We start from the raw sequence: 24,213 nt of genomic DNA, 5'->3' as shown, positions 1-24,213 counted from the left end.
CTTTCTATATTTGTTGTTGGGTAACTATAATTATAAAAAGTCTTTGACATGAATAAAAGGCCTACCGGCAAGGTAATTGCTGGCGGCCTTTCCTTATTTTTTGCCTAAAAATATTTTACTTACTCTTGTCATATAATAAGAAACTTTGATTTTATATAGAATATGGTATAATTTAAATATACAAATTATTCTAGAGAAAAGAGGTGAATAGTTAGCAGGCAAAGTCTACTAACTACATAATATGCTAAAAGAATTATTAAAAAAAGATGAAATAGCAGCAATGAAGGCAAGAGATAAGGCAAGAGTAAATACTTTAAGATTAGTAAGTGCTGATATTAAAGGATTTGAAGTTAATGAAAGAGAAACTATTTCTGATGAAGGTGTTATAAAAATAATAGAAAAAAACATAAAACAAATAAGAGAAGCTTTAGAATATGCTAAGCAAGCAAATGATGAAGAAAAAATAGCTGAAGGAAATTTTGCTCTTGAAGTTTTAACTCCGTATCTTCCAGAACAATTAAGCGAAGAAGAAGTAACTGGTATGTTAAAAGAAATTATAGCTAATGGAAATTACACAGCATCAGATATGGGAAAAATAATGAAAGAAATTATGCCAAAAGTTAATGGTAAATTTGACAGATCAAAAATTAATCCTATGGTAAAAAATTTGTTGGGTTAATATAAATAAAAGACCAGGAAAATGCTGGTCTTTATTTTATATATTCTTTTAAAAAGGAGAAATTTAAAAAAGTGGTGAGAAAATGAACTTAAAAGAACTAGAAAAAATAATTTTCAAACCATCTTCCCATTTGATGAGAAAAATGGGAGAAGAGGTTTTGCAGCAGGGATTAGTTTCTAATATAAAAGGTAAAAAAATAGAAAATATATACCATATTTATGGAGATATACTAAATCATAATGATGAAGTAGAATTTAAAACTCATATAAAAATAAATTTGTTAAGCAAAAAAACAGAGGGTGTAAGATGTACTTGTGATAATTTTAAAGAGTTTTCCAAAAATAAAAACTTATTCATGTGTGAGCATTTAACTGCTACTGCATATAAATTTTTAAGTTTATCCTATAAGAAAAAAGCTAGAGAAAATAAATCACCTAAAAAAATATATAAAGATAAGACTGAAAAAATTGAGACAGGTATGGAGGTAAATGTAATTCGTAAGTCATGGAAGGATTCAGTTAATTACGAATTAGAATTTCGATTAGGACTTAGGAATAAGTATTTAATTAATGATCTGAAGAAATTTATTCTTGATTTAGACAATGGAAAAAGTATTTTTTTCAATAATCAGTTTACATATAATCATATTGAACATACTATTTCTCCTAATGATGTGAAAATTATAGACTTTATTAAAGAATATGTTTATGAAAATAAAGGAATAGAATCCACAAGTAGAAAGTTAATAATTGAATCTAATGATTTAAGAAAATTTTTAGAATGTATTGGTGAAAGTAAAATTAATTTTAAGTACAATGGGATAGAATATAAGACAAATATTTTTAAGAAGGATTTACCTCTTAACTTTATATTAAAAGAGAAAAATGAACAATTCGTATTAAAAATGCATAATAAGCGTCCTATTCTTTTAAATACAAATAAAGATGTATATTTTTTAAATAGGCAGCTTTATTTACCTTCAAAAGATCAAATTGAAAAATTTAGTCATTTATATGATGTTTTTGAAAGAGATGGTGAAATATTATATAAAAAAACTATAGAAAATTATAATACAATTATTTCTTTGCTCAGCAGTATTTCAAATGATATTACAATTGCAGAAACAGTAAAAAGATTTATATCTAATTCATTGAAGTTTGAGTTTTTAATTTATAAAGAAAAATCCAATATCTATTGTGATGTGCAAGCAATTTATTGCAATGGAAAAATTAATATATTAAAAGATGATAGAAATAAAAAGCAATTTATAAGAGAGTTCAATAAGGAAGAAAAAATTCTTATGAAGCTTGAACATTATAAGTTTATAAGAAGAAAAGATAGACTTATGTTTATAGGGGGAGATGAAGAACTTTTTGAAATTTTGAGTAATAGAAAAGAAGGTATCCATTCATTAGGCAGTATTATTTTAGGAAAAAATTTTAAAGATATAAAAGTATACAAATCAGAGTCTATTGAGGTTGACCTATATGAAGAAGATGGATATTTTAAATTTGATTATAGCATTGGGGACATTGAAAGAGATGAGCTAGGCAATATATTTGAAAGGTATAAGTCTAATAATAGATTCTATAAAACCAAAGACAATGGATTTATAGATTTTCAGGATGATGGTGTAAGAAATTTCTTTAATTTAATTGACATATTAAATACTGATAAAAATATAGAAAAGAGTTTAGTGAAGATAGAAAAAGGTAAAGCCTTGTATATAGCGGAGAGTTTGAAAAATAGAAACTTTAAATTGAGTAATGGCATTGATTTGCTAAAGGATATAGAAAATAAATTGACTGACATAAATAGTAAAAAAATAACTTTACCTAAGAGTTTTAAAGGGGTACTTAGAGAATATCAAATTAGTGGATTTAAATGGTTTAAGAATTTAAGTAGATTAGGATTTGGCGGTATATTGGCAGATGAAATGGGACTTGGAAAAACAATTCAAACAATAGCCTTTCTTACATCAGAAGAGAATAAAAAATCTTTAATAATTGTTCCAACTTCTTTGATTTATAACTGGAAAGAGGAGATAGAAAGATTTGCTCCTGATTTAAAGTTTGGAATTGCACATGGAGAGAGAGCAGTTCAAGAAAAGGTAATAAATAATTTAAAGGAATATGATGTGATTTTGACTACTTATGGTACATTAAGAAATAATATTGAAGATTATAATAATATCGAATTTGATTATCTAATTATAGATGAGGCACAAAATATAAAAAATCCTACAGCTCAAATTACGAAAGTGGTTAAAGAAATGAAAGCAGTGGTACGGTTTGCATTGACAGGAACTCCAATTGAAAATAATTTAACAGAGCTTTGGTCAATATTTGATTTTGTAATGCCAGGGTATTTATATTCTAAAGAAACTTTTCAAGAGAAATTTATTTCTAAAGATGAAGATATGTTAGAAACTCTCAAATTATTAATTAAACCTTTTATTTTAAGAAGAACTAAAAAAGAAGTTATAGAAGATTTGCCTGATAAAATAGAAAAGAAAATACTGGTTGAAATGACAGCACCTCAAAAAGCAATATACAATGCTTATATAAAAGATGTGAGAGCAAAAATTAAAAATAATTTTGATGGTAAAATAGAAGTTTTTTCTTATTTAACAAAGCTAAGGCAAATTTGCTTGGATCCTTCTCTTATATATGATGAATATAAAGGGGAAAATGGAAAACTTAAAGTTGCAATGGCATTAGTAGAAGAACAGATAGCTGTAGATGGGAAGGTATTATTATTTTCTCAATTTACTTCTGCTTTAAATAAAATAGGTAAATCCTTAAAGGAAAAAGGTATCGAATACTTTTATTTGGAGGGTTCTACTGGACCTAAAGAAAGAATTAAATTAGTAAATGAGTTTAATAATAGTGATAAGGTAAAAGTATTTTTAATTTCATTAAAAGCGGGAGGAACTGGTCTAAACTTAACCTCGGCAAATTTGGTTATTCACTTTGATCCATGGTGGAATCCAGCAGTAGAAAATCAAGCAACAGATAGGGCGCATAGAATTGGACAAAGGAATATAGTAGAAGTAATTAAGCTTGTTGCTAAAGGAACAATAGAAGAAAAAATTATTTTACTACAAGAACATAAAAAGGCGTTAATTGATAGTATCATTACAGGAGAACTTAAAAATAGTAGTATGTTAAACCAATTAACAAAAGAAGAATTAATAAAACTCTTTGACAATAATTACAATTAGTTTTTTACAAAGTTAGAATATTGATATTTTTATAGCTTAGTTAGACCAGTAGAAATACTGGTCTTTTGTAATTTAGGTAAAATATAAAATAAATTACAATTGATGAAAATGTTTATGATATGAGGAAAATATTTCATAAACTTTTTATAAAAAAGAAGGAAAATGCCGAAAGATGTCTAATATTTTACTATAGTAGTTTAAAAAAAGTTAAAATAATTAAAAAGAAAATTAAAGAAATGAAAAAAATGGAAAAAATGGAAAATTTTAAAAAATAAAAAATTGGAGAGTGGTGATGACAATATGCTATTTATTTTAACAGGATTATTATCCTTTTTATTACTATTTATGTTTGATTATTATACTTTAAATAATAAAAGCATAAAGAAAAAAATCTTTGGATTGGCAGGAGTATTACTTTTTATTTACTCTACAGTTATGATAATGTTGACTTCTAAAAAAATAAGGTTACCTTTAAGTTTAAGAGTTGTATCAGGAGTGTTCTGTGGAGTTTTTACTTTTTTACTTATTTATTCTTTGTTCATAGAGTTACCTTTTGCAAAAACATATGGGAAAGTTGAATATAGTAATGAACTTATAGATATAGGAACCTATGCACTTTGTAGACATCCAGGGGTACTATGGTTTGGATTATCGTTTTTCTTTGCATTTTTTATGACTGGGGCTATTTGGGTGGTTTATGCGGGAATAATATGGACAAGCGCTGATATTATTTATGTTTATTTACAGGAAAAAATATTCTTTTTTAAGATATTCCCTAAGTATAAAATTTACGTAGGCACTACTCCTATGCTCATTCCTACTAGGGAAAGCATAAAAAGGTGCATATCTACTTTAATTATAATGGAGGTTAAATAGAATGAAAAATTTGAGTGAAATGTTAAAAAAGGAAGAATATAATAAAATTTGGACTAAATATTGCGGGTTTTTGGATTTAAATATAGAAGAATATATGCAAATACAGGAAAGTCTTTTAATGGAGCAGATAGAATTACTTTCCAAATGCAAATTAGGTGAAAAAATTATGGGGAAAGGTATAAAGCCTACAACTATTGATGAGTTTAGAAGATGTGTGCCTTTAACTACTTATGAGGATTATGCTGAAATACTTTTGAACAAAAAGGAAGACCAATTGCCTTCTAAGCCATTATATTGGATTAAAACTACATGGAAAGGTGGAACACATGAAATTAAACTAGCCCCTTATTCAGAGAAAATGATTCAGGAACATACCAAGTCCTTTTTAGCTAGTTTAATTCTTGCTACTAGTAAAAAACCAGGAGACTTTTCATTAAGAGAAAATGATAAATTCCTATATGGTATGGCACCGCTGCCGTATTTAACTGGTTTGGCACCTTATGCTTTGAAAAATGAAATTGATTTTGAATACTTGCCATCCATAGAGGAAGCAGAGTATCTTGGTTTTGAAGAAAGAAATAAAGTAGGTTTTAAATTGGCTTCAAACAAAGGTATAGATTTATTTTTTGGACTCTCAAGCATACTGGTGAAAATAGGAGAAGATTTTGTAAAGGGTTCTGAGAAAGGAAAGTATAAATTTAGACCTCAAAATTTAAAGATGCTTTATAGTCTTCTGAAGGTTTATGTGAAAAAGAATATTAAAAAAGAAACTATATTACCAAAAGACTTATGGGATATAAAAGGAATCTTATGTGCAGGTACTGACACACATGCATTTAAAGAAAAAATTGAATATTATTGGGGAAAACGACCAGTTGAAATATATGGAGGTACAGAAATTGCTACTGTGGCTACAGAAACTTGGGGAGACAGCGGATTAACATTTTTCCCAGATGTAAATTTTTTAGAATTTATTCCAGAAAAGGATTCTTTAAAAAGTTTAAAAGACACTAATTATGTTCCGAAGACTTTACTTTTAAATGAAATAAAGCCAAATGAAAGGTATGAAATTGTAATTACAAAGTTTAGAGGGGGGGCTTTTGTACGCTATAGAGTGGGAGATGTTATAGAATGTCTATCATTAAAAAATGAAGAGTATAACATAAATCTTCCACAGGTGAGATTTGTGGATAGAATATCAAATGTAATTGATTTAGCGGGATTTACTCGTATTACTAAAGCAACAATTGATAAAGCTATTTCTTTAGCAAAGCTTTCCGTAAAAGATTGGGTTGCTTGCAAAGAATATGACAATAATGAACCAGTACTTCATATTTACATAGAAATGAAAGAAGATGATATGGAGTATTTAAACATAAAGAGAGAAATTGATGAGAAATTGCAGCAAGTTGATTTGGATTATGGAGACTTAAAGACTATGCTAGGAAGAGATTGCCTTAGAATTACAGTATTGCCATCAGGTTCTTTTGATGAATATATGGATAAGAATAATGAACTACCCGTAAAGATGAATCCTGATAAACAAAGTATATGTATGTTAATGAGTATTGGCAAAAAGAACTAGAGGTGATTTGATGCATTCTTCAACACATTTAATTATAATACCATTTATATGTTTTATTTGTTATTGTATCTTATTGACGGTGTTATTAGGATCAAGAAAAAAAAATAAGATTGCAAAATATTATATTTTTTATATCATTGCAATGATTGTTTGGAGTTTTGCTTCTTTTATTATGAGGACAAATGTTTATCCAGGACCACTTTTTTGGAATCGAATACTTTGTGTTGGCCTTATTTCCATGCCAGTAATCTTTTATCATTTTACATTGGTTTTAACGGAGACAACTACTCAAAAGAATAAATTATACTTTGGATATTATACTGCTGGAATTTTGATCATATGTAATTTTGTGGGAATGATTATGAGAAAAGCCTATGTTGTTAATAATATATTTTATTATGTTTTAGGACCAGTAGCATCAGTAATGGCTATTTGGAGTTTAGGCTATATGTTATTAGCTTTTTCAAATATACTCTATAAGGTAAAGAAAGGAGAAATGCCTTTTAATAGAGTAAGACTTATACTTTTTGGTATAGTGTTAGTTCTTGTTGGAGGGCTTTTAAATCTTTTGCCATCATTAGGGAAATATCCTATTGATATTATTTCTAACACGATAAATGCTGTTTTTATTGCATACTCTATTTATAGGTATAAGTTTTTGAAAATCAAATTAATAGTCAAAAAAGGAATTGCTTATTCTTTATATACTCTGATTTTAACCGGATTATATATTATTACAGTTTTTGTAGTTGAGGAAATAATGAGCAGTATTATTGGATATAGTACTATAGCTTCAGCATTGATTATAGCTGTTTTGCTTGGGTTTGTTTTTCAGCCTGTAAAAAATACCATACAGAAAGGCATTGATAGATTTTTTTATAAAGATAAATTAAATCATCAAGTATTATTAAGAGATTTCAGTAAAATTACTAACAATATACTAGATTTGGAGGAACTTACAGATTCTTTGCTAAAAGTAGTAGAACAAGGCTTAAAACCTAAAAAAATCTCTTTGATATTAAGAAAAGGAAAGGAAGAATATAGCTTTTTTAGATGTTCAGACAATAATATATATATGGATGAATTAAAATATAGCATAAACCATCCTATTGTTAAATGGTTTATGGAAGGAAATTTACTTTTGACTATGGAGCAAATAGAAAGGTTACCCTTATTTACTATACTTTGGAGCGTGGAAAAAGAGCAGCTTTATAAAATGGAAACAGAACTGATAGTTCCTATAAAGCTAAGGGAACAACTAATAGGAATTCTTGTCTTATCTGAAAAAAAGAATGGAGAGACTTATTTGCAAGAGGAGATGGATTTATTATTTACTTTGATGAATAATGCAGCAGTTGTAATAGATAATGGCAAGATGTATGAAAATCTGAAGCATCAGGCTATAACAGATGGATTGACAAAACTTTATAATCATCGATATTTCCATGAAATCTTGGGGAAATATAATAATGAATATATAGATAAAAGGTTTTCAGTGGCAATGATTGATGTAGATTTATTTAAAGTATATAATGATATTTATGGACATTCCGCAGGGGATAAGGCTTTAATCAAGATTGCTAAAATTATAAAACAATCTGTAAGAAAGGAAGATTTAGTAGCTCGATATGGTGGAGAAGAATTTGCAGTACTTTTTCCAAATATTGAAGAGGAGAAAGCACTGGAAATTATAGAGAAAATACGTAAAGAAATAGAAAATAGTTTTATTTTTTCTACTGAGATAAATGAATTTATTACTGTTAGTGCAGGGGTAGCCAGTTTGTCAGATAATAGAGAAAAAGCTGAGGTAATATTAGAATATGCTGATACTGTAATGTATGTTGCAAAAAGAAGAGGAAGAAATCAAAGTGTGCTGTATTCAAAAAATGAAAATAAAAGATGCGAAGCAAATAAATCAGAAATGGAAGAGAAAATTAATTCAGCATATTTTTCTACCGTCTATGCTTTAGCTGCTACTATTGATGCAAAGGATCATTATACTTATGGACATTCAGAAAATGTATCTAAATATGCCGTTACTCTAGCTAAGGCCGCTGGCTTTGATAAAGAAAAGATAGAGATTGTTAAGAATGCAGGGCTACTGCATGATATTGGTAAAATAGGCATACCAGAAAATATTCTTACTAAGAAAGAAAGGTTGACACCAGAGGAATATGAGATAATGAAAAAACATGTAGATATTTCTATTACTATCATTAAGCATATTCCTAATCTTATTAAAGTTATTCCAGCTATTATGAGTCACCATGAAAAGTATGATGGAACTGGTTACCCAAGAGGAATAAGTGGGGAAAATATCCCAATAGAAGGAAGATGCTTAGGTATAGTAGATGCTTTTGATGCAATGACAACTAATAGATCCTATCGTAAAGCACTTAGTCCTGAACAAGCTATTATGGAGCTAAAAAAACATAGTGGTACTCAATTTGATACCAAACTTACCCAGCTGTTTATACAGTTATATGAAGAAGGAAAAATTGAGATGTGTAATTGTGAAGATGATGAGTAGCTAATTTTAAAAATAAAATATAATAGAAATGTAAAAATTGTACTGAAAAATTCAGTACAATTTTTTGTATTTTGGAATGAATAGAAAATTAATTTTATTAACTATAATTATCCATACCCCCAAAAATTAAGAGTATATACGTATATAAAATAAATGCAATATGTGACAAAAGTTTTATACAAGAGGTGGATAATGCTTAACAGTGGACATATACTAGATGAAAAATATGAGGTAATTAAAGTTTTAGGAAGAGGAGGTATGGGCACAGTTTATTTATGTAAAAATATAAGACTTGAAAACTTTTGGGCTATAAAAGAAGTAAAAAAAGATTTTAAAAATAACAGAGATATTTTATCAGAACCTAATATATTAAAAACGCTAACACATTCAGGTATTCCTAGAATAGTTGATATATTTTATGAGAAAAATAATTTTTATATGGTTCAAGATTACATAGAGGGACAAACTCTAAAGGAATATGTAAGTGAAAAAGGTTTTATGAAAACAGAAAATATATGTAAGATTATATCACGTGTTTGTGACATCATATCTTATTTGCACAACTTGAATCCACCTATCATATATAGAGATTTAAAGCCATCTAATATAATGATAACCCCAAAAGAAAAAGTTTTTCTAATTGATTTTGGTATTTCAAAAATGTACAAAGTTCATGATAATAAGGATACCACATATATGGGCTCTAAGGGGTATGCTGCTCCGGAACAGTATGGAACTGGGGAATTCTGCATACAAACGGATATATATAGTATTGGGATGGTTATGTACTTCATGGCTACGGGAAAGGTTCCAACTACAGGTTTAGAACCTCTTATGGATGATAATTATGATCATTATATGGATAGTAATTTTAAAAAAATAATACAGAAATGTGTGCAAATCCATATTGAGAATAGATACGATTCAATTGAAGATTTAAGCAATGAAATTATAGGACTTGAAGAGATGGATAAGTATGAAAAGACAAGGGTCTTAAGTAGTTCTAATATTAATCAAGATATACCTTTAAGGAATATAGGAGTGAAAAAATCAAATAAAACTGCCTTAAGAAGCAGTGTCATAGGTATATTAGGATTTATGGCTATTATTTTAATTGGTATTCATTTTTTTTATGGAAATGCCAAAGCGGATAACAAATCAAATAATATAAATAAATCAAATAATATAAATGAATCATTAACTAATGATTCTGAGGAAAGTATACCAACTGTACAAGAACACATTATCAACCAACCTAGGAAAGAAAGTATTATTGAGGAAGTTGACAAGAATAGTGATGAAAAAAAACAGCAAAAGTCTAAAGGAAAAGGTAAGGCCAAGGGCAAGAAAAAATAAAGAGAAATTAATATAAAAGTTTTACACAAGAGGTGGAATATGCTTAATAGAAGATATATTTTAGGTGAAAAATATGAAGTGATCAAAGTTTTAGGAAAGGGTAATATGGGAACGGTTTATTTATGTAAGGATAGCGAGCTTAAAAAACTTTGGTCTATAAAGGAAGTAAACGAAGAGTTTAAAACAAATATAGATTTTAAAGTAAATATGGATTTTTTATTAGAACTTAATGAAGTGAAAAAACTAAGTCATAGGGGCATTTCAAGAATAGTTGATGTACTTTATGAGGACGATAACCTGTATATAGTTCAGGAGTACATAGAGGGAAAAACACTAAAGGAGTATGTAAAAGAAAGGGAGTCTATAGGAACAAAAAATATAGTTCCTATTATATCAAGTATATGTGATATAATAGGATATTTACAAAATTTAGCTCTTCCCATGAAATACAGATATTTAAAACCGTCCAATATAATAATAACGCCAAATGGGAAAGCTGTTTTAACTGATTTTGGTATTTCAAAGATGGATAAAGCTATTGAGGAGAAGGATAACATATATATGGGGACTAATGGCTGTACTTTAGCAGTGCCATATGGTCTAAGACAAGCTAATAAGCAAACAGATATATATAATATAGGCAGGGTTATGTACTTTATGACTACGGGAAAGATTCCAAATATGGATTTAGAGCCGCTTATAGATGATAATTATGGAAACAATGTAGATAGCAGTTTAAAAAGGATAATACAGAAGTGCTTTGAAATTGATATTAAAAATAGATATGCTTCAATTGAAGAATTAAACAAAGAAATTATAATAGAATTGTTTAAAGGCAAAAAAGGCAGAAATATAGTAAATGAAAAAAAAGCTGATATTGAGCCAAATATATCTACAGAAAAAATAAAAACAAAAAAATCAAATAAATCTGTATTAAAGAGAAGAATTATAGGTATGGTGTCACTTATGATAACAATTTTTGTAACTGTTTATATTTTAAATTGCTAGTTTATACCTGTATATGCTATTATAAAAGAATCTTCAGAAAAAAGCTGAAAAGCTTATACATAGTTTATGAATTTTATTTTAATTTAGGCAGATTATATATAATAATAAATAATAGTAATATACGAGGTTAAAAAAATATGGATAAGTCGAATTTTAAGTACTTTGGTTTAAGTGAAGAAATACTTAAAGCATTAGAAAAGTTAGGATATGAAAGACCATCAGAGGTTCAAGAAAGGGTTATGCCTTTTGCTCTACAGAATAAAGACATTATAGTGAAATCTCAAACAGGTAGTGGAAAGACTGCAGCTTTTGCTATTCCAGTTTGTGAAAAAATTGAATTAGAGAATAGAAAACCACAGGTGTTGGTTCTTACTCCAACTAGAGAGCTGGCAGTACAAGTAAAAGAGGATATTTCTAATATAGGAAGATTTAAAAGAATAAGATGTACTGCTGTTTTTGGGAAACAGCCTATGGATATTCAAGTAAGAGAATTAAGGCAGAGAGTACATATTATTGTTGGTACTCCAGGTAGAACTTTCGATCACATTGATAGGGGAACAGTAGATTTAGAAGAGATACAGTATCTAATTATAGATGAAGCAGATAAAATGCTGAATATGGGTTTTATCGATCAGGTTGAAGCAATAATGAAAAAATTACCACATGATAGAGTAACTATGTTATTTTCAGCCACTATGCCTGAGAAAATTGAAACATTGTGTAATCAATATATGATTAATCCGGAGAAGATAGAAGTTGAACTTAAAACTCTTACTACAGATAAAATTGATCAAGTTTATTATGAAATTGAAGAGAGTAGAAAATTTAATATTCTAAATAAAATAATATATACTGAGAGGCCAGAGAGCTGCATTTTATTCTGTAGTACAAAAGAGGGAGTTAATAATCTACTTCAAAAAATGAATAATAAAGGCTATTCTTGTAGTGGATTGCATGGAGGAATGGAGCAAAAGGACAGGTTAGATACGATGCAAAGATTTAAAAGGGGAGAATTTCAGTTCCTTATCGCTACGGATGTGGCAGCTAGAGGAATTCATATAGAAGATATAACTCATGTTATAAATTATGACATACCCGTAGAGAAAGAAAGTTACGTTCATAGAATAGGGAGAACGGGGCGAGCTGGTAATACAGGGACGGCTATTACTTTTGTATGTCCTTATGAAGCAAGATTTTTTAATGAGATTCAGGAATATTTAGGGTATGCTATATCAAAGAAGGAAATTCCTTCAGAAGAAGAGGCTGAACAGGGAAAGAAAATTTTTGAAAAGAAATTTAAGGCTAGACCTAAGCTAAAGATAGATAAAAGTGCTGAATTAAGCAAGGAAATTACAAAACTACATATAAATGCTGGGAAGAAGAAAAAAATAAGACCAGGAGATATTGTTGGAGCAATAGTTAATATTGAGGGTATCAGTGGAGATGATATTGGAATTATTGATGTACAGGATAATTTCACTTATGTAGATATACTTGATAATAAAGGAAATATTGTATTGAAACAACTTCAACATATTACCATAAAGGGAAAAAAAGTTAAGGTTCAGAAAGCAATAAAATAAAAAGAAATAAATATTAGCTTAAGGAAAGATAAACTTTGAAAAAAAAAAGATATAATATTTTTTATTTAACTATTGTGTATTGTTTCAGAATGCTGTATACTCTATACGTGCCAGTAGTTTGAACAATTACTTGGGTATAGATTTAATATGGTTAACAGCATTCCCTCTTTTAAGGAACGTAATGTGAATCAGTTTTTAAATCTGAATTTTAAGAAAAGGAGGAATGTTGAAATGGCAGATAAGACTTTAGTTTGTAAAGACTGTGGAAATGAGTTTATCTTCACTGAAGGAGAGCAAGCTTTCTACAAAGAAAAAGGTTTTGAAAATGAACCTCAAAGATGTGTTGATTGCAGAAAAAAAAGAAAGCAACAAAACAACAATAGAGGATTCAGAAGATAGTATTATTTGTACTATATACCCTATAAGAATTAATTCTTATAGGGTTTTGTGTTAATATCTGATAGTTTTATAGATTAAGAAGCTTTGCTATATTCTATAGCTTTATTATTGTAATCTTTATTTTTCTTATCTTTTAATTGAATTAATACTACTGAAAATAATATTAATATCATTCCTATAACTTGAGGGGTTTCTAGAACTTCCTTGTAAATAACATAACCTAATATGGCTGCAATTATAGGTTCTATACTACATACTATACTTGCCTTACTAGATTCAACATGTTGTAATGCTTTTACAAATAATCCATTTGGTATAACAGTTGCTACAAAACCTATTGCAATAACATAAAAAAGTGCTGTCAAATTGTTAGTATGTTGGATCAGTGATACTGGAGATCTAAAGAACCACAAAAATATAGTAGCAAATATAAAAGAATAAACTAAAAGAGTTTTTGGAGAATATTTTTTAGAACCAATTTTACCTAATACATTTTGTAATGCAACAGTAAATCCGGATAATACTCCCATCCCTATTCCAAATAAATTATCAATTTTAAATGATTGACTATCATATCCTCTAGAAATTAAAAAGCACCCAAAAATAGCTAATAACAATGAAAGAATTTTTTTAAGTGTAAATTTTTCTTTGAAAACAAAATATGACATAATCATTACAAAGATTGGATTTGTAAATAATAAAACTGAAGCTGTTGCAATACTGGTATATTTAACTGCATAAGTAAAAGAAAGAAACATTCCGTCTAAAGCAATTACACCATATACCATAAAAAATAAAATACCTTTAAAATCAGTCTTAAAAGATTTAGGACTTTTTATTAAAGTAAATAAACAGTAAAAAAGTATTGCCACAGTAGGTCTAAGTGCAGAAATTGATATAGAATCAAAGCCTAATTCTTCTAATTTTCTTGTTAATATTGCCATCATACCCCAACAAGCTGCGGATATAGCAACCAATAAGTAACCTTCTTTGTTTTTGTTTGTATCATTCATTTTATTTCTCCCCCTATAATGTTATAATTAGTTATAAATGTAAAATATATAATGGACATGCAACAAAAAGCGCCCCTTAGATAAATTGTATAATTTATCTAAGGGACGAAATAAAATTCGTGTTATCACCCTTTTTTATGGATTAGAAATCTATAATTACCATATAACGGTGGTATTCCGATAATTTTCACAAATTGTGTAATTTTCCATTTCCCAATATACAATTTTTTTAATTAATTGTCAAGCCGAATTTCAAGTATCTATAAATTAGTAATTTGAATTCTTAAATATTTAATAAAATTAAAAACATTTAAATTTAATGCTATATTTAAATTTAATTTAAAATATCAAATAAAACTTGATTCCAACTACTTGAAATTTCATTTGATAAATGCAAAAAAATATATTATAGTATTTCATGTCGAAAGTTAATAAAAATAGAAATCTTTTAAAGATTTATGGATTGCCGCTGTTACAAGGTAAATACGATTTAAGTCGTAAGATAGGGTGATAACACGAAGGATAATTCGTCCCTATATATATTTTAAATTATCGGAATATGTATAGGGATTTTTTTATAAAAATTATAGAGGAGGGTGTTTATGAAGAAGGTAATAGCCATAGGGGGTAGTAGTGGTATCATTGCATTACTGTGGACAATAGGAAGTTTTTATTTAGGATTAAGCACTGTCGCTGGTTTCTTAGCTTGGTCCAGCTTTTTTGCAGCAGGTGGAGGTAGAAATGGAATTAAAAAAGCTTTAATTGCAAACTTAAGTGGAATATGTTGGGGATTTATAACTTTGCAACTATCTGACTTACTTTCTCTACGATATGAAAATACTGCCGCTATTGCTCTAGGAAATGGCATAGGTTCAGCAGGTATATGTCTGCAGTCAAAGATATCTTTAGTATCATTTATTCCAGCATCTTTTATTGGATGGTCTGCATTTATTGCATCGGGTATGAATTTTAAAATAACTATTCTTTCCATGATTAGTGGGTCCTTGTTAGGATATGCTTCGGAAAAGCTTACCAATGTATTGTTAAGAAGTACACTGGTAAGAAATGATAAAATTGAAAAAATGGAAATGGATAAAGCTATATAAAAATTAGTAAATCACTAACTTATATGGAAAAAATAAAGAAAACAATTAGGGTGTATTGTAATTTATCTAAAAATAATGTATATTAAATATGGAACCGCTAACATACTGTTTGTTGATTTATATAATCCTGAATCAACATAATTCCCTGATATAGGGTGAGTGGATAATATTTGAAATAAGGTATTTAAATTTAAAATATTATGCTATATAATAGTATATGAAACATGTGTAAGCGATTTCTTAAGACATGAGGAGGAACTGGAATGTCAGTTACAATAAACGATATTGCTAAGGCAGCAGGGGTATCCCCAGCAACAATATCAAGAGTTTTAAATAACTCAGGTTATGTAAAAGAAGAAACAAGGCAAAAGATATTAAGCGTGATAAAAGAGTTAAATTATACTCCAAGTGCTATTGCAAGAAGTTTATCGACAAGTAAAACAAATACTATAGGCGTTATAGTTCCAGACGTAAACAACCCATTTTTTGGGGAAGTAATAAAGGGAATCAGCGAAATTGCAGATATGCATGATTTGAATATAATTCTTTGTGATACCGATGAAAGCTTAGATAAAGAGCTTAAGGCTATTAAGCTTTTAAAAGAACAAAGAATTCAAGGAATATTGATTACTCCAACTTCTGTAGAAGAGGATTTTAACAGTGAATATTTAAGTACCCTTGAAAATCTGGGCATACCAATTGTACTGGTAGATGGACATGTGAAATATTCTACTTTTAGCGGAGTTTTTGTAGATAATATAAAAGGAGCATTCGAGGCAACAGAGGCTTTAATAAAAGCTGGTCATAGAAAAATTGGCATAATTACAGGGCGTATGAATTCTAAACCAGCAAAGGATAGATTTATTGGATATAAAAAAGCATTAGCTATTAATAATATACCCTTAGATGAAAGATATATTTTCAATGGTGAGTATAGGCTCGATAGCGCATATAATGCTGCAAAACAATTGCTTATGATGGAAGATAGGCCCACTGCTGTTTTTATTTGCAGCAATATGATGACATTGGGGTGCATAAAAGCATTGATGGAACAAAATATGAAAATTCCAGAAGATATGGCTATTGTGGCCTTTGACAATATAGAAGTATTAAATATTGTGGGGATAAATATAAGCTCTGTTAACGGACCTACTATAGAAATGGGCAAAATAGGCATGAGAATGTTGATTGATATTTTAAATAATAAAGAAAAGAGAGCAATAAATAGAGTTACTTTAATACCAGAGCTTGTTTTAAAAGGTTCAGAGAAATATATACAAAAAAAGATGTGAATTAACATTGTTCACATTTTAAAAATTATTATATGTGTAAGCGCTTTCATATAAAATATGATTATATAAAAATGAATAATAAAATAATATATAAGTTATAACAAATACTATTAATTGCAATATATAAGGCTTTATTAATAACAAAGCCTAATTAAATAAAAAAGGAGAGAATAAAAATGAGATTAAATGGATACATAGACCACACATTATTAAAACCAGAAGCTACTGAAGAACAAGTAATAAAAATTTGTGATGAGGCTAAAAAATATGAATTTGCTTCAGTATGTGTAAATGCATACTACACTTCATTGGTAAGCAAACAGTTGGAAGGAACTAATGTAAAAACTTGTGTAGTTGTAGGATTTCCTCTAGGAGCAACAACAAAAGAAGTAAAAGCATTTGAAACAAAACAGGCTATTGAAAATGGTGCACAAGAAGTAGATATGGTAATAAATGTAGGAACTTTAAAAGATAAGAAATACGATGTAGTAAGAGATGACATCAGAGCGGTAGTAGAGGCAGCAAAAGATAAAGCATTAGTAAAGGTTATTCTTGAAACATGTCTATTAACAAAAGATGAAATTGTTAAAGCATGTGAATTATCAAAAGAAGCTGGAGTAGATTTTGTAAAGACTTCTACAGGATTTTCAACAGGTGGAGCAACAGTTGAAGATGTAAAACTAATGAGAGAAACTGTTGGTACTGAAATAGGTGTTAAAGCATCAGGTGGGGTAAGAACTACTGAAGATGCAGAAGCTGTTATTGAAGCAGGTGCTAACAGAATAGGAGCTAGTGCTTCTATAGCTATTGTTGAAGGCACTCAAAGTGAAAACAGTGGATACTAATAGAGTAGCCAAGAACCAGTGAACAGTAACCAGTAACCAGTAACCAGAAACCAGAAACCAGAAACCAGGTAAAAGGTACAAGGAAGAAGTAAACAGTGACCAGTAAACAGAAAAAATGTGCTAGGTACTAGCACTGGCTACTAGATACTGGTTACTAGATACTGGTTACTGGCTACTGCTTACTGACATAGGGAGGTAGTTATAATGATAGATAGAGTTATATGGATTGTACTTGATAGTGTAGGTATGGGAGCGTTACCTGATGCTGAAAAATACGGTGATGTTGGAAGTAATACAATCGGAAATATATCCAAGGCTTTAGGTGGATTAAAACTTCCTAACATGGAGAAGTTAGGTTTAGGCAATATTGATGGGATAAAAGGAGTTACCACAGTAGGAAATCCAGCAGGATGTTATGCTCGTTTTGCTGAAATGTCTGATGGAAAAGATACAACTACAGGACATTGGGAGATGGGAGGAATTTATTCGGAAAAACCTTTTCCAACATATCCAAAAGGATTTCCTAAAGATGTTGTAGATGCTTTTGAAAGTGCAGTAGATAGAAAAATGATAGGTAATAAGCCAGCTTCAGGTACAGCAATTATAGAGGAACTTGGAGAAGAGCATATAAAAACAGGAAGCCCTATTGTATACACTTCTGCAGACAGTGTATTCCAAATTGCTGCTCATGAAGAAATTATTTCTGTTGAAGAGTTATATAAAATGTGCGAAACAGCTCGTAATATTCTAAAAGGAGAACATGCAGTTGCTCGTGTTATAGCAAGACCTTTTGTTGGAGAAGCAGGAAAATTCACTAGGACTGCTAACAGAAGAGATTTCTCGTTAATTCCACCTCATGATACTGTATTAGATATTTTGAAGAAAAATAATTTGAATGTAATGGCAGTTGGAAAAATAGAAGATATTTTCACAGGCATGGGAATTACAGAAGCTGTACACACTAAAGACAATATGGATGGAGTTGATCAAACTCTAAATTACATGAGGGAAGATAAAAAAGGACTTATTTTCACAAATCTTGTTGATTTTGATATGAAATGGGGACATCGTAATGATGTTGAGGCTTATGGAAAAGGATTGGAAGCTTTTGATGAAAGGCTTTATGAAATCATAGAAGCTATGAAGGATACAGATGTATTATTTATTACTGCTGACCACGGTTGTGACCCAACAATGCCAGGAACTGATCACTCAAGAGAATATGTTCCTTTCCTAGCATATGGAAAAGCTCTTAAAAATAATGTCAATTTAGGAACCAGAGCAACTTTTGCAGATATTGGTCAAACAGTTGCAGAAATATTCTCAGTAGAGTCAATTAAAAATGGAGAAAGCTTCTTGGATAAAGTGAAACTTAATTGAGATGAAATTTTTACTCCATCTAAATTCTAGTTGAACCAATCCAGGAACTTTACAATTCTTAGCTCATTCTTGTAGAGAAAGGAGCGTTAGAATTGTTAGTTATCGGACAAAATTATTAAATAGTATGAGGGGAGATAATATTATGGATTTACAAGCTAAGATAAAGGAATCTGCTAAATATATTTTAGAAAAAACAAAATTTCAACCTGAAATTGGACTAATTCTAGGTTCAGGACTTGGTGCTATTGCAGACCAAATTGAAGATGCGGAATTTTATCCTTATAACGAAATACCGAATTTCCCAGTTTCAACTGTAGAAGGTCATGCAGGTCGTTTAGTTATAGGAAATTTAGAAGGTAAAAAAGTTGTGGCAATGCAGGGACGTTTTCACTACTATGAAGGATACCACATGCAGGAAGTAACTTTTCCAGTTCGTGTAATGAAGTTATTAGGAATTAAAACTTTAATAGTTACTAATGCTGCAGGAGCTGTAAATACAAATTATAAACCAGGAGATTTGATGCTTATAAGTGATCACTTGAATTTATCTGGTAACAATCCATTAATAGGAAAGAATTTAGAAGAATTCGGAACGCGTTTCCCTGATATGTCAGATCCATATAATAAGGAATTAAGACAAAAAGTTAAAGATATTGCAAAATCTTTAGAAATTGAAATTCAAGAAGGAGTTTATGCTTGCATGAGCGGTCCTACTTATGAAACTGCTGCTGAAATCAAAATGGTACGTACTTTAGGCGGAGATGCTGTGGGAATGTCTACAGCTCCAGAAGTAATAGTAGCTGCTCACAGTGGAATTAAAGTAATTGGTGTTTCATGCATGACAAACATGGCAGCAGGAATTTTAGACCAACCATTAGATCACAGGGAAGTAATGGAAACATCAGCTATGGCTAGAGAAAAATTCATAAAATTAATGAGAAATGTAATAAAAGGTATTTAAAATCTCTGGAGGTGAATAGTATGAGAATGTATGACATTATTATGAAAAAAAGAAATGGTGCAGAACTTACTACAGAAGAAATCAATTTCTTTGTGGATGGATATACAAAAGGTGAAATTCCAGATTATCAAGTATCAGCTTTTATGATGGCTATTTATTTTCAAAAGATGAACAAAAGAGAGACTGCGGATTTAACAAAGGCAATGGTAGACAGTGGAGAAATAATTGATTTATCTGCTATAGAAGGTATAAAGGTTGATAAGCATAGTACAGGTGGAGTTGGAGATACAACAACTTTAATTCTTGGACCTATAGTTGCAGCAGCTGGAGTACCTGTTGCAAAAATGTCTGGCAGAGGACTTGGACATACAGGCGGAACTATTGATAAATTAGAATCTTTTGAGGGATTCTCAGTAGAAATGCCAATTGAAAAGTTCATACAAAATGTAAATGATAAGAAAATAGCAATAGGGGGTCAAACAGCTAACTTAGCTCCAGCAGATAAAAAGCTTTATGCACTTCGTGATGTTACTGCAACTGTTGATAATATGTCATTAATTGCTGGAAGCATAATGAGTAAGAAGATAGCTTCAGGAGCAGATGCTATTGTTCTTGATGTAAAGACTGGCAGCGGTGCTTTCATGAAAGATGAAGATAGTGCTTTCGAACTTGCACAAGAAATGGTTGATATAGGAACACATGTTGGAAGAAATACAATTGGTGTAATCACTGATATGGATCAACCTTTAGGATTTGCTGTAGGTAATGCTTTAGAAGTTAAAGAGGCTATTGAAACATTAAAAGGACAAGGTCCTGCTGACCTTACTGAACTTTGTCTGACTCTTGGTTCACATATGCTTGTTTTAGGAGAAAAGGCGAAGAATGCTGAAGAAGCAAGAGAAATACTTGTAGATATAATTGAATCAGGAAAAGGCGTTGCAAAATTAAGAGAATTAGTTGAAGCTCAAGGGGGAAATACAGCTTATGTTGATGACCCATCTTTGTTCCCAGTTCCAAGTATTGTGGAACCAGTTACAGCTTCAGAAGAAGGATATGTAAAGGGAATAAAAGCTGACGACATAGGAATAGCGGCTCTTGTACTTGGTGCAGGACGTGAAACGAAGGAAAGCCAAATAGATTTATCCGTTGGAATAGTTCTTCATAAGAAAATAGGAGATTATGTGAAGAAAGGTGAAGCTATAGCAACTATTTACGCTAATGATGCTGAAAAGAAAAAATCAGCAGAAGAAATTATACTAAAGGCATATAATATCGTAGAAGAAGAAATTAAGGCAAAATCACTGATAAAAGGTATTGTTACAAAAGACGGAATAAGAAGAGCTTAAATAAAAAGTAAGTAAGATTTTGGTTTAGATAAATTAGAATAATGTTGTAATTCAGCATTATTCTAATTTAAAGTCTAAAAACAAAAAAATAAACAATAAAATATACAAAGGAGAAAACATAGGTGGACAAGATTATAGGCATAATAGGTTTATTTATTTTAGTTTTTATTGCGTATTTATTATCAGAGAATAAAAAGGCAGTTAATTGGAAACTGGTTGGTACAGGAATAGGTCTTCAAATAGTATTTGCTCTTCTAATATTAAAATGGCCTTTAGGAAGATGGGCTTTTGAAAAATTAAGTTCGAAGATAACAATGTTATTGAATTTTACTAGAGAAGGAACAATATTTTTATTTGGAGACTTAGTTAATATTAATAAGGCAGGATATATATGGGCACTTCATGTATTACCTACTATCATATTCTTTTCAGCTTTAATGAGTATTTTGTATCATTTAGGAATTATGCAGCTTATAGTATCTGTTTTAGCTAAAGGTATGGCTAAACTGCTTGGAACAAGTGGAGCAGAAACATTATCAGCAGTAGCTAATATATTTGTTGGACAAACTGAAGCACCATTAGTTATTAAACCATACATTAAAAGCATGACAAAATCAGAGTTATTAACTGTAATGACTGGAGGTATGGCAACAGTTGCAGGGGGAGTTATGGCAGGATATGTGTCAATGGGAGTTAATGCAGGACACTTGTTGGCAGCCAGTATAATGTCTGCTCCTGCAAGCCTTATAATTGCTAAAATAATGGTTCCAGAAACTGAAACTCCAGTAACAAAAGGAAAAGTAGAAATTGAATTTGAAAAAACTAATTCAAATATTATTGATGCAGCGGCTAATGGAGCTGCTGAAGGACTTTCTCTTGCTTTAAATGTTGGAGCTATGCTTCTTGCTTTTGTTGCACTTATTGCTATGGTAAATGCTATTATTTCTTGGTTTGGTGGAATAATTGGAATGGATTATCTAAACTTAAGCTGGATATTAGGAAGATTATTTGCTCCGATAGCATATATAATGGGAATACCTCCTAAAGATATCATCGCAGCTGGAGATTTATTAGGACAAAAAATAGTTCTAAATGAATTTGTTGCATATTCAAATTTGGCTCCAATGATTAAAAGTGCAGCATTAAGTGAGAAGACTATAGTAATCTTAACTTATGCACTTTGTGGATTTGCTAACTTTAGTTCAATTGCAATACAAATTGGAGGAATAGGTGGACTTGCTCCAGAAAGACGTCATGAAATTGCAAAATTAGGTTTAAGATCTATGATCGGTGGTTCATTAGCTGCATTTATGACTGGTGTTATTGCGGGAATCCTATTCTAAAAAAGTTTATTATGAAAAGAAGTTTAGAAGTTTAACTAGTAGGTTTAGATTAGAGGATGACGATAAACTTAATATATAAATAAAAACACGTTGAAGGGTAAAGGTGACTTTCAACGTGTTTTATTTAATTATTTATAATATAACATAAAAAGAGTTTATATAACATAACATTACTTAATTGCTTTTCTATTTTTGATGGGGACTGGCGATTGGATACTGGGGAATATAGTAATGCTGTGGCGCAACATTATTATTGAAAGAAGTTGGTTTATAGTATAAAATTAAACAGATGTTACTATTTTGCAAACAAATAATAAGAAATAAATGCTAAAATTATATACGAAAATTGACGAATATATAATTAATATTTAAAAGTGGGTGAATGAAATATGAAGAAAAAAATAATATCAGCTATACTAGCAATATCAATTGCTTTAAGTCCTATTATTGGGTCAAGTTCCTTAGCTAGAGCATTAGATATGCAAAAAGGTATTGTTGTTACCCAGTCGGATTTAAACGTAAGAAAAGGTCCAAGCTCAGCTTCAGAAATTATTTCAAAACTGGAACCTGACAGTTCAGTGGAAATAGTAGATACCATAGGGGAGTGGCACAAAATCAAGCTAGGATCTTCTTATGGGTATGTGTATAGAAAGTATGTTGAAATTGATACAAGCTCTCCGGAGGAAAGTGAAGAGACGAAACCAGTATATGATAAAATAGTTGATACGGATAAGGTTTGGAAGATAAATTTCAATCAAGAAATTAAGTTAGATGAGTCAACTGAAAATGAAATAAAGATAAAAGACAGCAAAGGCGATGTTTTACCAGTAAAAGTGGAATTAAGTGAAGACAGCAGAAGCATATTGGTTAATCCACCAGTAGGAGGATATAAGCTTGGACAAGGATATACATTGACTATTGGAACAAATATTAAAAGTCTTTCAGGAGCACAATTGAAGGAATCTAAGGAGCTAAGCTTCGGCATTAATAAAATATTGGATGAAGCTTTAGGGTTGGGAAAATATGAGACAGAATACATTCATAATGACAGAGAATATGAATGGTATATAGATCAGTATGAGACAGGCACATATAATTACGAAAACTGTGGACCTTCCAGTGTTACAATGGCAATAAAATGGGCCGACTCTTCTTTTGATAAAACAGCACAGGATGCTAGAAATACCTATAGAAGTGAAGGTGGTTGGTGGTATACTTATGATATTATAAACTACTTGGATAAGTATAATATAAAGAATTGGACATCAGAGGATATAAAAGAAAGCTCCATGAAAAAGGAGTTAAATAATGGGAATATAATGATGCTTTGTATTGACAGCAATTATATAACATATAATTCTAATGAGGAACAGCATGTAGGACGTCACTATGGAGTTGGTGGGGGACACTTCATAGTTGTAAAAGGATATAAGGTTGTAGATGATAAAACATACTTTGAAGTTTATGATCCGAATAGCTGGAATGAAGTTTATGAGAATGGTACAAAAAAAGGAAAGAATAGGTACTATTCTTCAGAAGATGTTATAGAATCAATGGAGAAATGGTGGCCTTATATGATTGTAGTAAGTGATAAGAACAGTGGTGGATATGGTGAAAGAACTAAAGGGGTAAATATCAATGAAATAATACATTCATCAGGAAAGTAATCTTAATTAATAGACTAGTAT

The 24,213-nt window shown here is 30.0% G+C and carries 18 protein-coding genes; 17 read left to right on the top strand and 1 reads right to left on the bottom strand.

Features of this window, described 5'->3' with window-relative positions:
* Positions 1-241: 241 nt before the first annotated feature.
* The 9 genes from OIO11_RS08105 (at position 242) to OIO11_RS08065 (ending at position 13,239) form a co-directional block, all read left to right on the top strand.
* Complete coding sequence (locus OIO11_RS08105) at positions 242-679, top strand: GatB/YqeY domain-containing protein (protein WP_268070941.1); 438 nt, start codon at positions 242-244, stop codon at positions 677-679.
* Positions 680-761: 82 nt separating this feature from the next.
* Complete coding sequence (locus OIO11_RS08100; protein WP_268070940.1) at positions 762-3,902, top strand: DEAD/DEAH box helicase; 3,141 nt, start codon at positions 762-764, stop codon at positions 3,900-3,902.
* Between the two features lie 300 nt (positions 3,903-4,202).
* Complete coding sequence (locus OIO11_RS08095) at positions 4,203-4,778, top strand: methyltransferase (protein ID WP_268070939.1); 576 nt, start codon at positions 4,203-4,205, stop codon at positions 4,776-4,778.
* A 1-nt stretch (position 4,779) separates the two neighbouring features.
* Positions 4,780-6,363, top strand: coding sequence for a GH3 family domain-containing protein (locus tag OIO11_RS08090; protein ID WP_268070938.1), 1,584 nt, complete (start codon positions 4,780-4,782; stop codon positions 6,361-6,363).
* 10 nt (positions 6,364-6,373) lie between these two features.
* The gene (locus OIO11_RS08085) at positions 6,374-8,893 is read left to right on the top strand and encodes a diguanylate cyclase (RefSeq protein WP_268070943.1); all 2,520 of its coding nucleotides are present in this window, start codon (positions 6,374-6,376) and stop codon (positions 8,891-8,893) included.
* A gap of 192 nt (positions 8,894-9,085) precedes the next feature.
* Positions 9,086-10,249, top strand: a complete 1,164-nt coding sequence (locus OIO11_RS08080; RefSeq protein ID WP_268070937.1) for a serine/threonine-protein kinase — start codon at positions 9,086-9,088, stop codon at positions 10,247-10,249.
* 39 nt (positions 10,250-10,288) lie between these two features.
* Complete coding sequence (locus OIO11_RS08075; RefSeq protein ID WP_268070936.1) at positions 10,289-11,257, top strand: serine/threonine-protein kinase; 969 nt, start codon at positions 10,289-10,291, stop codon at positions 11,255-11,257.
* A 137-nt stretch (positions 11,258-11,394) separates the two neighbouring features.
* Positions 11,395-12,840: a DEAD/DEAH box helicase gene (locus OIO11_RS08070; RefSeq protein ID WP_268070935.1), complete on the top strand. Its 1,446-nt coding sequence runs from the start codon at positions 11,395-11,397 to the stop codon at positions 12,838-12,840.
* A gap of 231 nt (positions 12,841-13,071) precedes the next feature.
* Positions 13,072-13,239 carry a zinc-ribbon domain-containing protein gene (locus OIO11_RS08065; protein WP_268070934.1) on the top strand — a complete coding sequence of 56 codons (168 nt, stop codon included), beginning with the start codon at positions 13,072-13,074 and terminating at the stop codon, positions 13,237-13,239.
* Positions 13,240-13,313: 74 nt separating this feature from the next.
* Here OIO11_RS08065 and OIO11_RS08060 read toward each other — a convergent pair whose 3' ends face one another.
* The gene (locus OIO11_RS08060; protein WP_268070933.1) at positions 13,314-14,252 is read right to left on the bottom strand and encodes a DMT family transporter; all 939 of its coding nucleotides are present in this window, start codon (positions 14,250-14,252) and stop codon (positions 13,314-13,316) included.
* Positions 14,253-14,854: 602 nt separating this feature from the next.
* Here OIO11_RS08060 and OIO11_RS08055 point away from each other — a divergent pair.
* The 8 genes from OIO11_RS08055 to OIO11_RS08020 all read left to right on the top strand — a co-directional run bounded on the left by OIO11_RS08055 (position 14,855) and on the right by OIO11_RS08020 (position 24,192).
* Positions 14,855-15,358: a DUF1097 domain-containing protein gene (locus OIO11_RS08055; protein ID WP_268070932.1), complete on the top strand. Its 504-nt coding sequence runs from the start codon at positions 14,855-14,857 to the stop codon at positions 15,356-15,358.
* A gap of 263 nt (positions 15,359-15,621) precedes the next feature.
* Entirely contained in the window at positions 15,622-16,650 is a 1,029-nt protein-coding gene (locus OIO11_RS08050; protein WP_268070931.1) for a LacI family DNA-binding transcriptional regulator, read from the top strand.
* A 176-nt stretch (positions 16,651-16,826) separates the two neighbouring features.
* Entirely contained in the window at positions 16,827-17,495 is a 669-nt protein-coding gene (deoC, locus tag OIO11_RS08045; RefSeq protein ID WP_268070930.1) for a deoxyribose-phosphate aldolase, read from the top strand.
* Between the two features lie 204 nt (positions 17,496-17,699).
* Complete coding sequence (locus OIO11_RS08040) at positions 17,700-18,875, top strand: phosphopentomutase (RefSeq protein ID WP_268070929.1); 1,176 nt, start codon at positions 17,700-17,702, stop codon at positions 18,873-18,875.
* A gap of 142 nt (positions 18,876-19,017) precedes the next feature.
* On the top strand, positions 19,018-19,836 hold the full coding sequence (locus OIO11_RS08035) for a purine-nucleoside phosphorylase (RefSeq protein ID WP_268070928.1): 819 nt from the start codon (positions 19,018-19,020) through the stop codon (positions 19,834-19,836).
* Between the two features lie 20 nt (positions 19,837-19,856).
* On the top strand, positions 19,857-21,182 hold the full coding sequence (locus OIO11_RS08030; RefSeq protein ID WP_268070927.1) for a pyrimidine-nucleoside phosphorylase: 1,326 nt from the start codon (positions 19,857-19,859) through the stop codon (positions 21,180-21,182).
* A gap of 122 nt (positions 21,183-21,304) precedes the next feature.
* Positions 21,305-22,525 (top strand): NupC/NupG family nucleoside CNT transporter, encoded by a 1,221-nt coding sequence (locus OIO11_RS08025; RefSeq protein WP_268070926.1) that lies wholly within the window; start codon positions 21,305-21,307, stop codon positions 22,523-22,525.
* 389 nt (positions 22,526-22,914) lie between these two features.
* On the top strand, positions 22,915-24,192 hold the full coding sequence (locus OIO11_RS08020; RefSeq protein WP_268070925.1) for an SH3 domain-containing protein: 1,278 nt from the start codon (positions 22,915-22,917) through the stop codon (positions 24,190-24,192).
* Positions 24,193-24,213: the final 21 nt, after the last annotated feature.

This window comes from Clostridium sp. ZS2-4 (assembly GCF_026719745.1).
Lineage (GTDB): Bacteria > Bacillota > Clostridia > Clostridiales > Clostridiaceae > Clostridium_H.
This window is presented reverse-complemented; position numbering and strand designations above follow the sequence as displayed.

Excerpts from the sequence above, each read along its gene's own strand:
- OIO11_RS08105 (WP_268070941.1), top strand. The coding sequence starts at position 242 with ATGCTAAAAGAATTATTAAAAAAAGATGAAATAGCAGCAATGAAGGCA.
- OIO11_RS08100 (WP_268070940.1), top strand. The coding sequence starts at position 762 with ATGAACTTAAAAGAACTAGAAAAAATAATTTTCAAACCATCTTCCCAT.
- OIO11_RS08095 (WP_268070939.1), top strand. The coding sequence starts at position 4,203 with ATGCTATTTATTTTAACAGGATTATTATCCTTTTTATTACTATTTATG.
- OIO11_RS08090 (WP_268070938.1), top strand. The coding sequence starts at position 4,780 with ATGAAAAATTTGAGTGAAATGTTAAAAAAGGAAGAATATAATAAAATT.
- OIO11_RS08085 (WP_268070943.1), top strand. The coding sequence starts at position 6,374 with ATGCATTCTTCAACACATTTAATTATAATACCATTTATATGTTTTATT.
- OIO11_RS08080 (WP_268070937.1), top strand. The coding sequence starts at position 9,086 with ATGCTTAACAGTGGACATATACTAGATGAAAAATATGAGGTAATTAAA.
- OIO11_RS08075 (WP_268070936.1), top strand. The coding sequence starts at position 10,289 with ATGCTTAATAGAAGATATATTTTAGGTGAAAAATATGAAGTGATCAAA.
- OIO11_RS08070 (WP_268070935.1), top strand. The coding sequence starts at position 11,395 with ATGGATAAGTCGAATTTTAAGTACTTTGGTTTAAGTGAAGAAATACTT.
- OIO11_RS08065 (WP_268070934.1), top strand. The coding sequence starts at position 13,072 with ATGGCAGATAAGACTTTAGTTTGTAAAGACTGTGGAAATGAGTTTATC.
- OIO11_RS08060 (WP_268070933.1), bottom strand. The coding sequence starts at position 14,252 with ATGAATGATACAAACAAAAACAAAGAAGGTTACTTATTGGTTGCTATA.
- OIO11_RS08055 (WP_268070932.1), top strand. The coding sequence starts at position 14,855 with ATGAAGAAGGTAATAGCCATAGGGGGTAGTAGTGGTATCATTGCATTA.
- OIO11_RS08050 (WP_268070931.1), top strand. The coding sequence starts at position 15,622 with ATGTCAGTTACAATAAACGATATTGCTAAGGCAGCAGGGGTATCCCCA.
- deoC (WP_268070930.1), top strand. The coding sequence starts at position 16,827 with ATGAGATTAAATGGATACATAGACCACACATTATTAAAACCAGAAGCT.
- OIO11_RS08040 (WP_268070929.1), top strand. The coding sequence starts at position 17,700 with ATGATAGATAGAGTTATATGGATTGTACTTGATAGTGTAGGTATGGGA.
- OIO11_RS08035 (WP_268070928.1), top strand. The coding sequence starts at position 19,018 with ATGGATTTACAAGCTAAGATAAAGGAATCTGCTAAATATATTTTAGAA.
- OIO11_RS08030 (WP_268070927.1), top strand. The coding sequence starts at position 19,857 with ATGAGAATGTATGACATTATTATGAAAAAAAGAAATGGTGCAGAACTT.
- OIO11_RS08020 (WP_268070925.1), top strand. The coding sequence starts at position 22,915 with ATGAAGAAAAAAATAATATCAGCTATACTAGCAATATCAATTGCTTTA.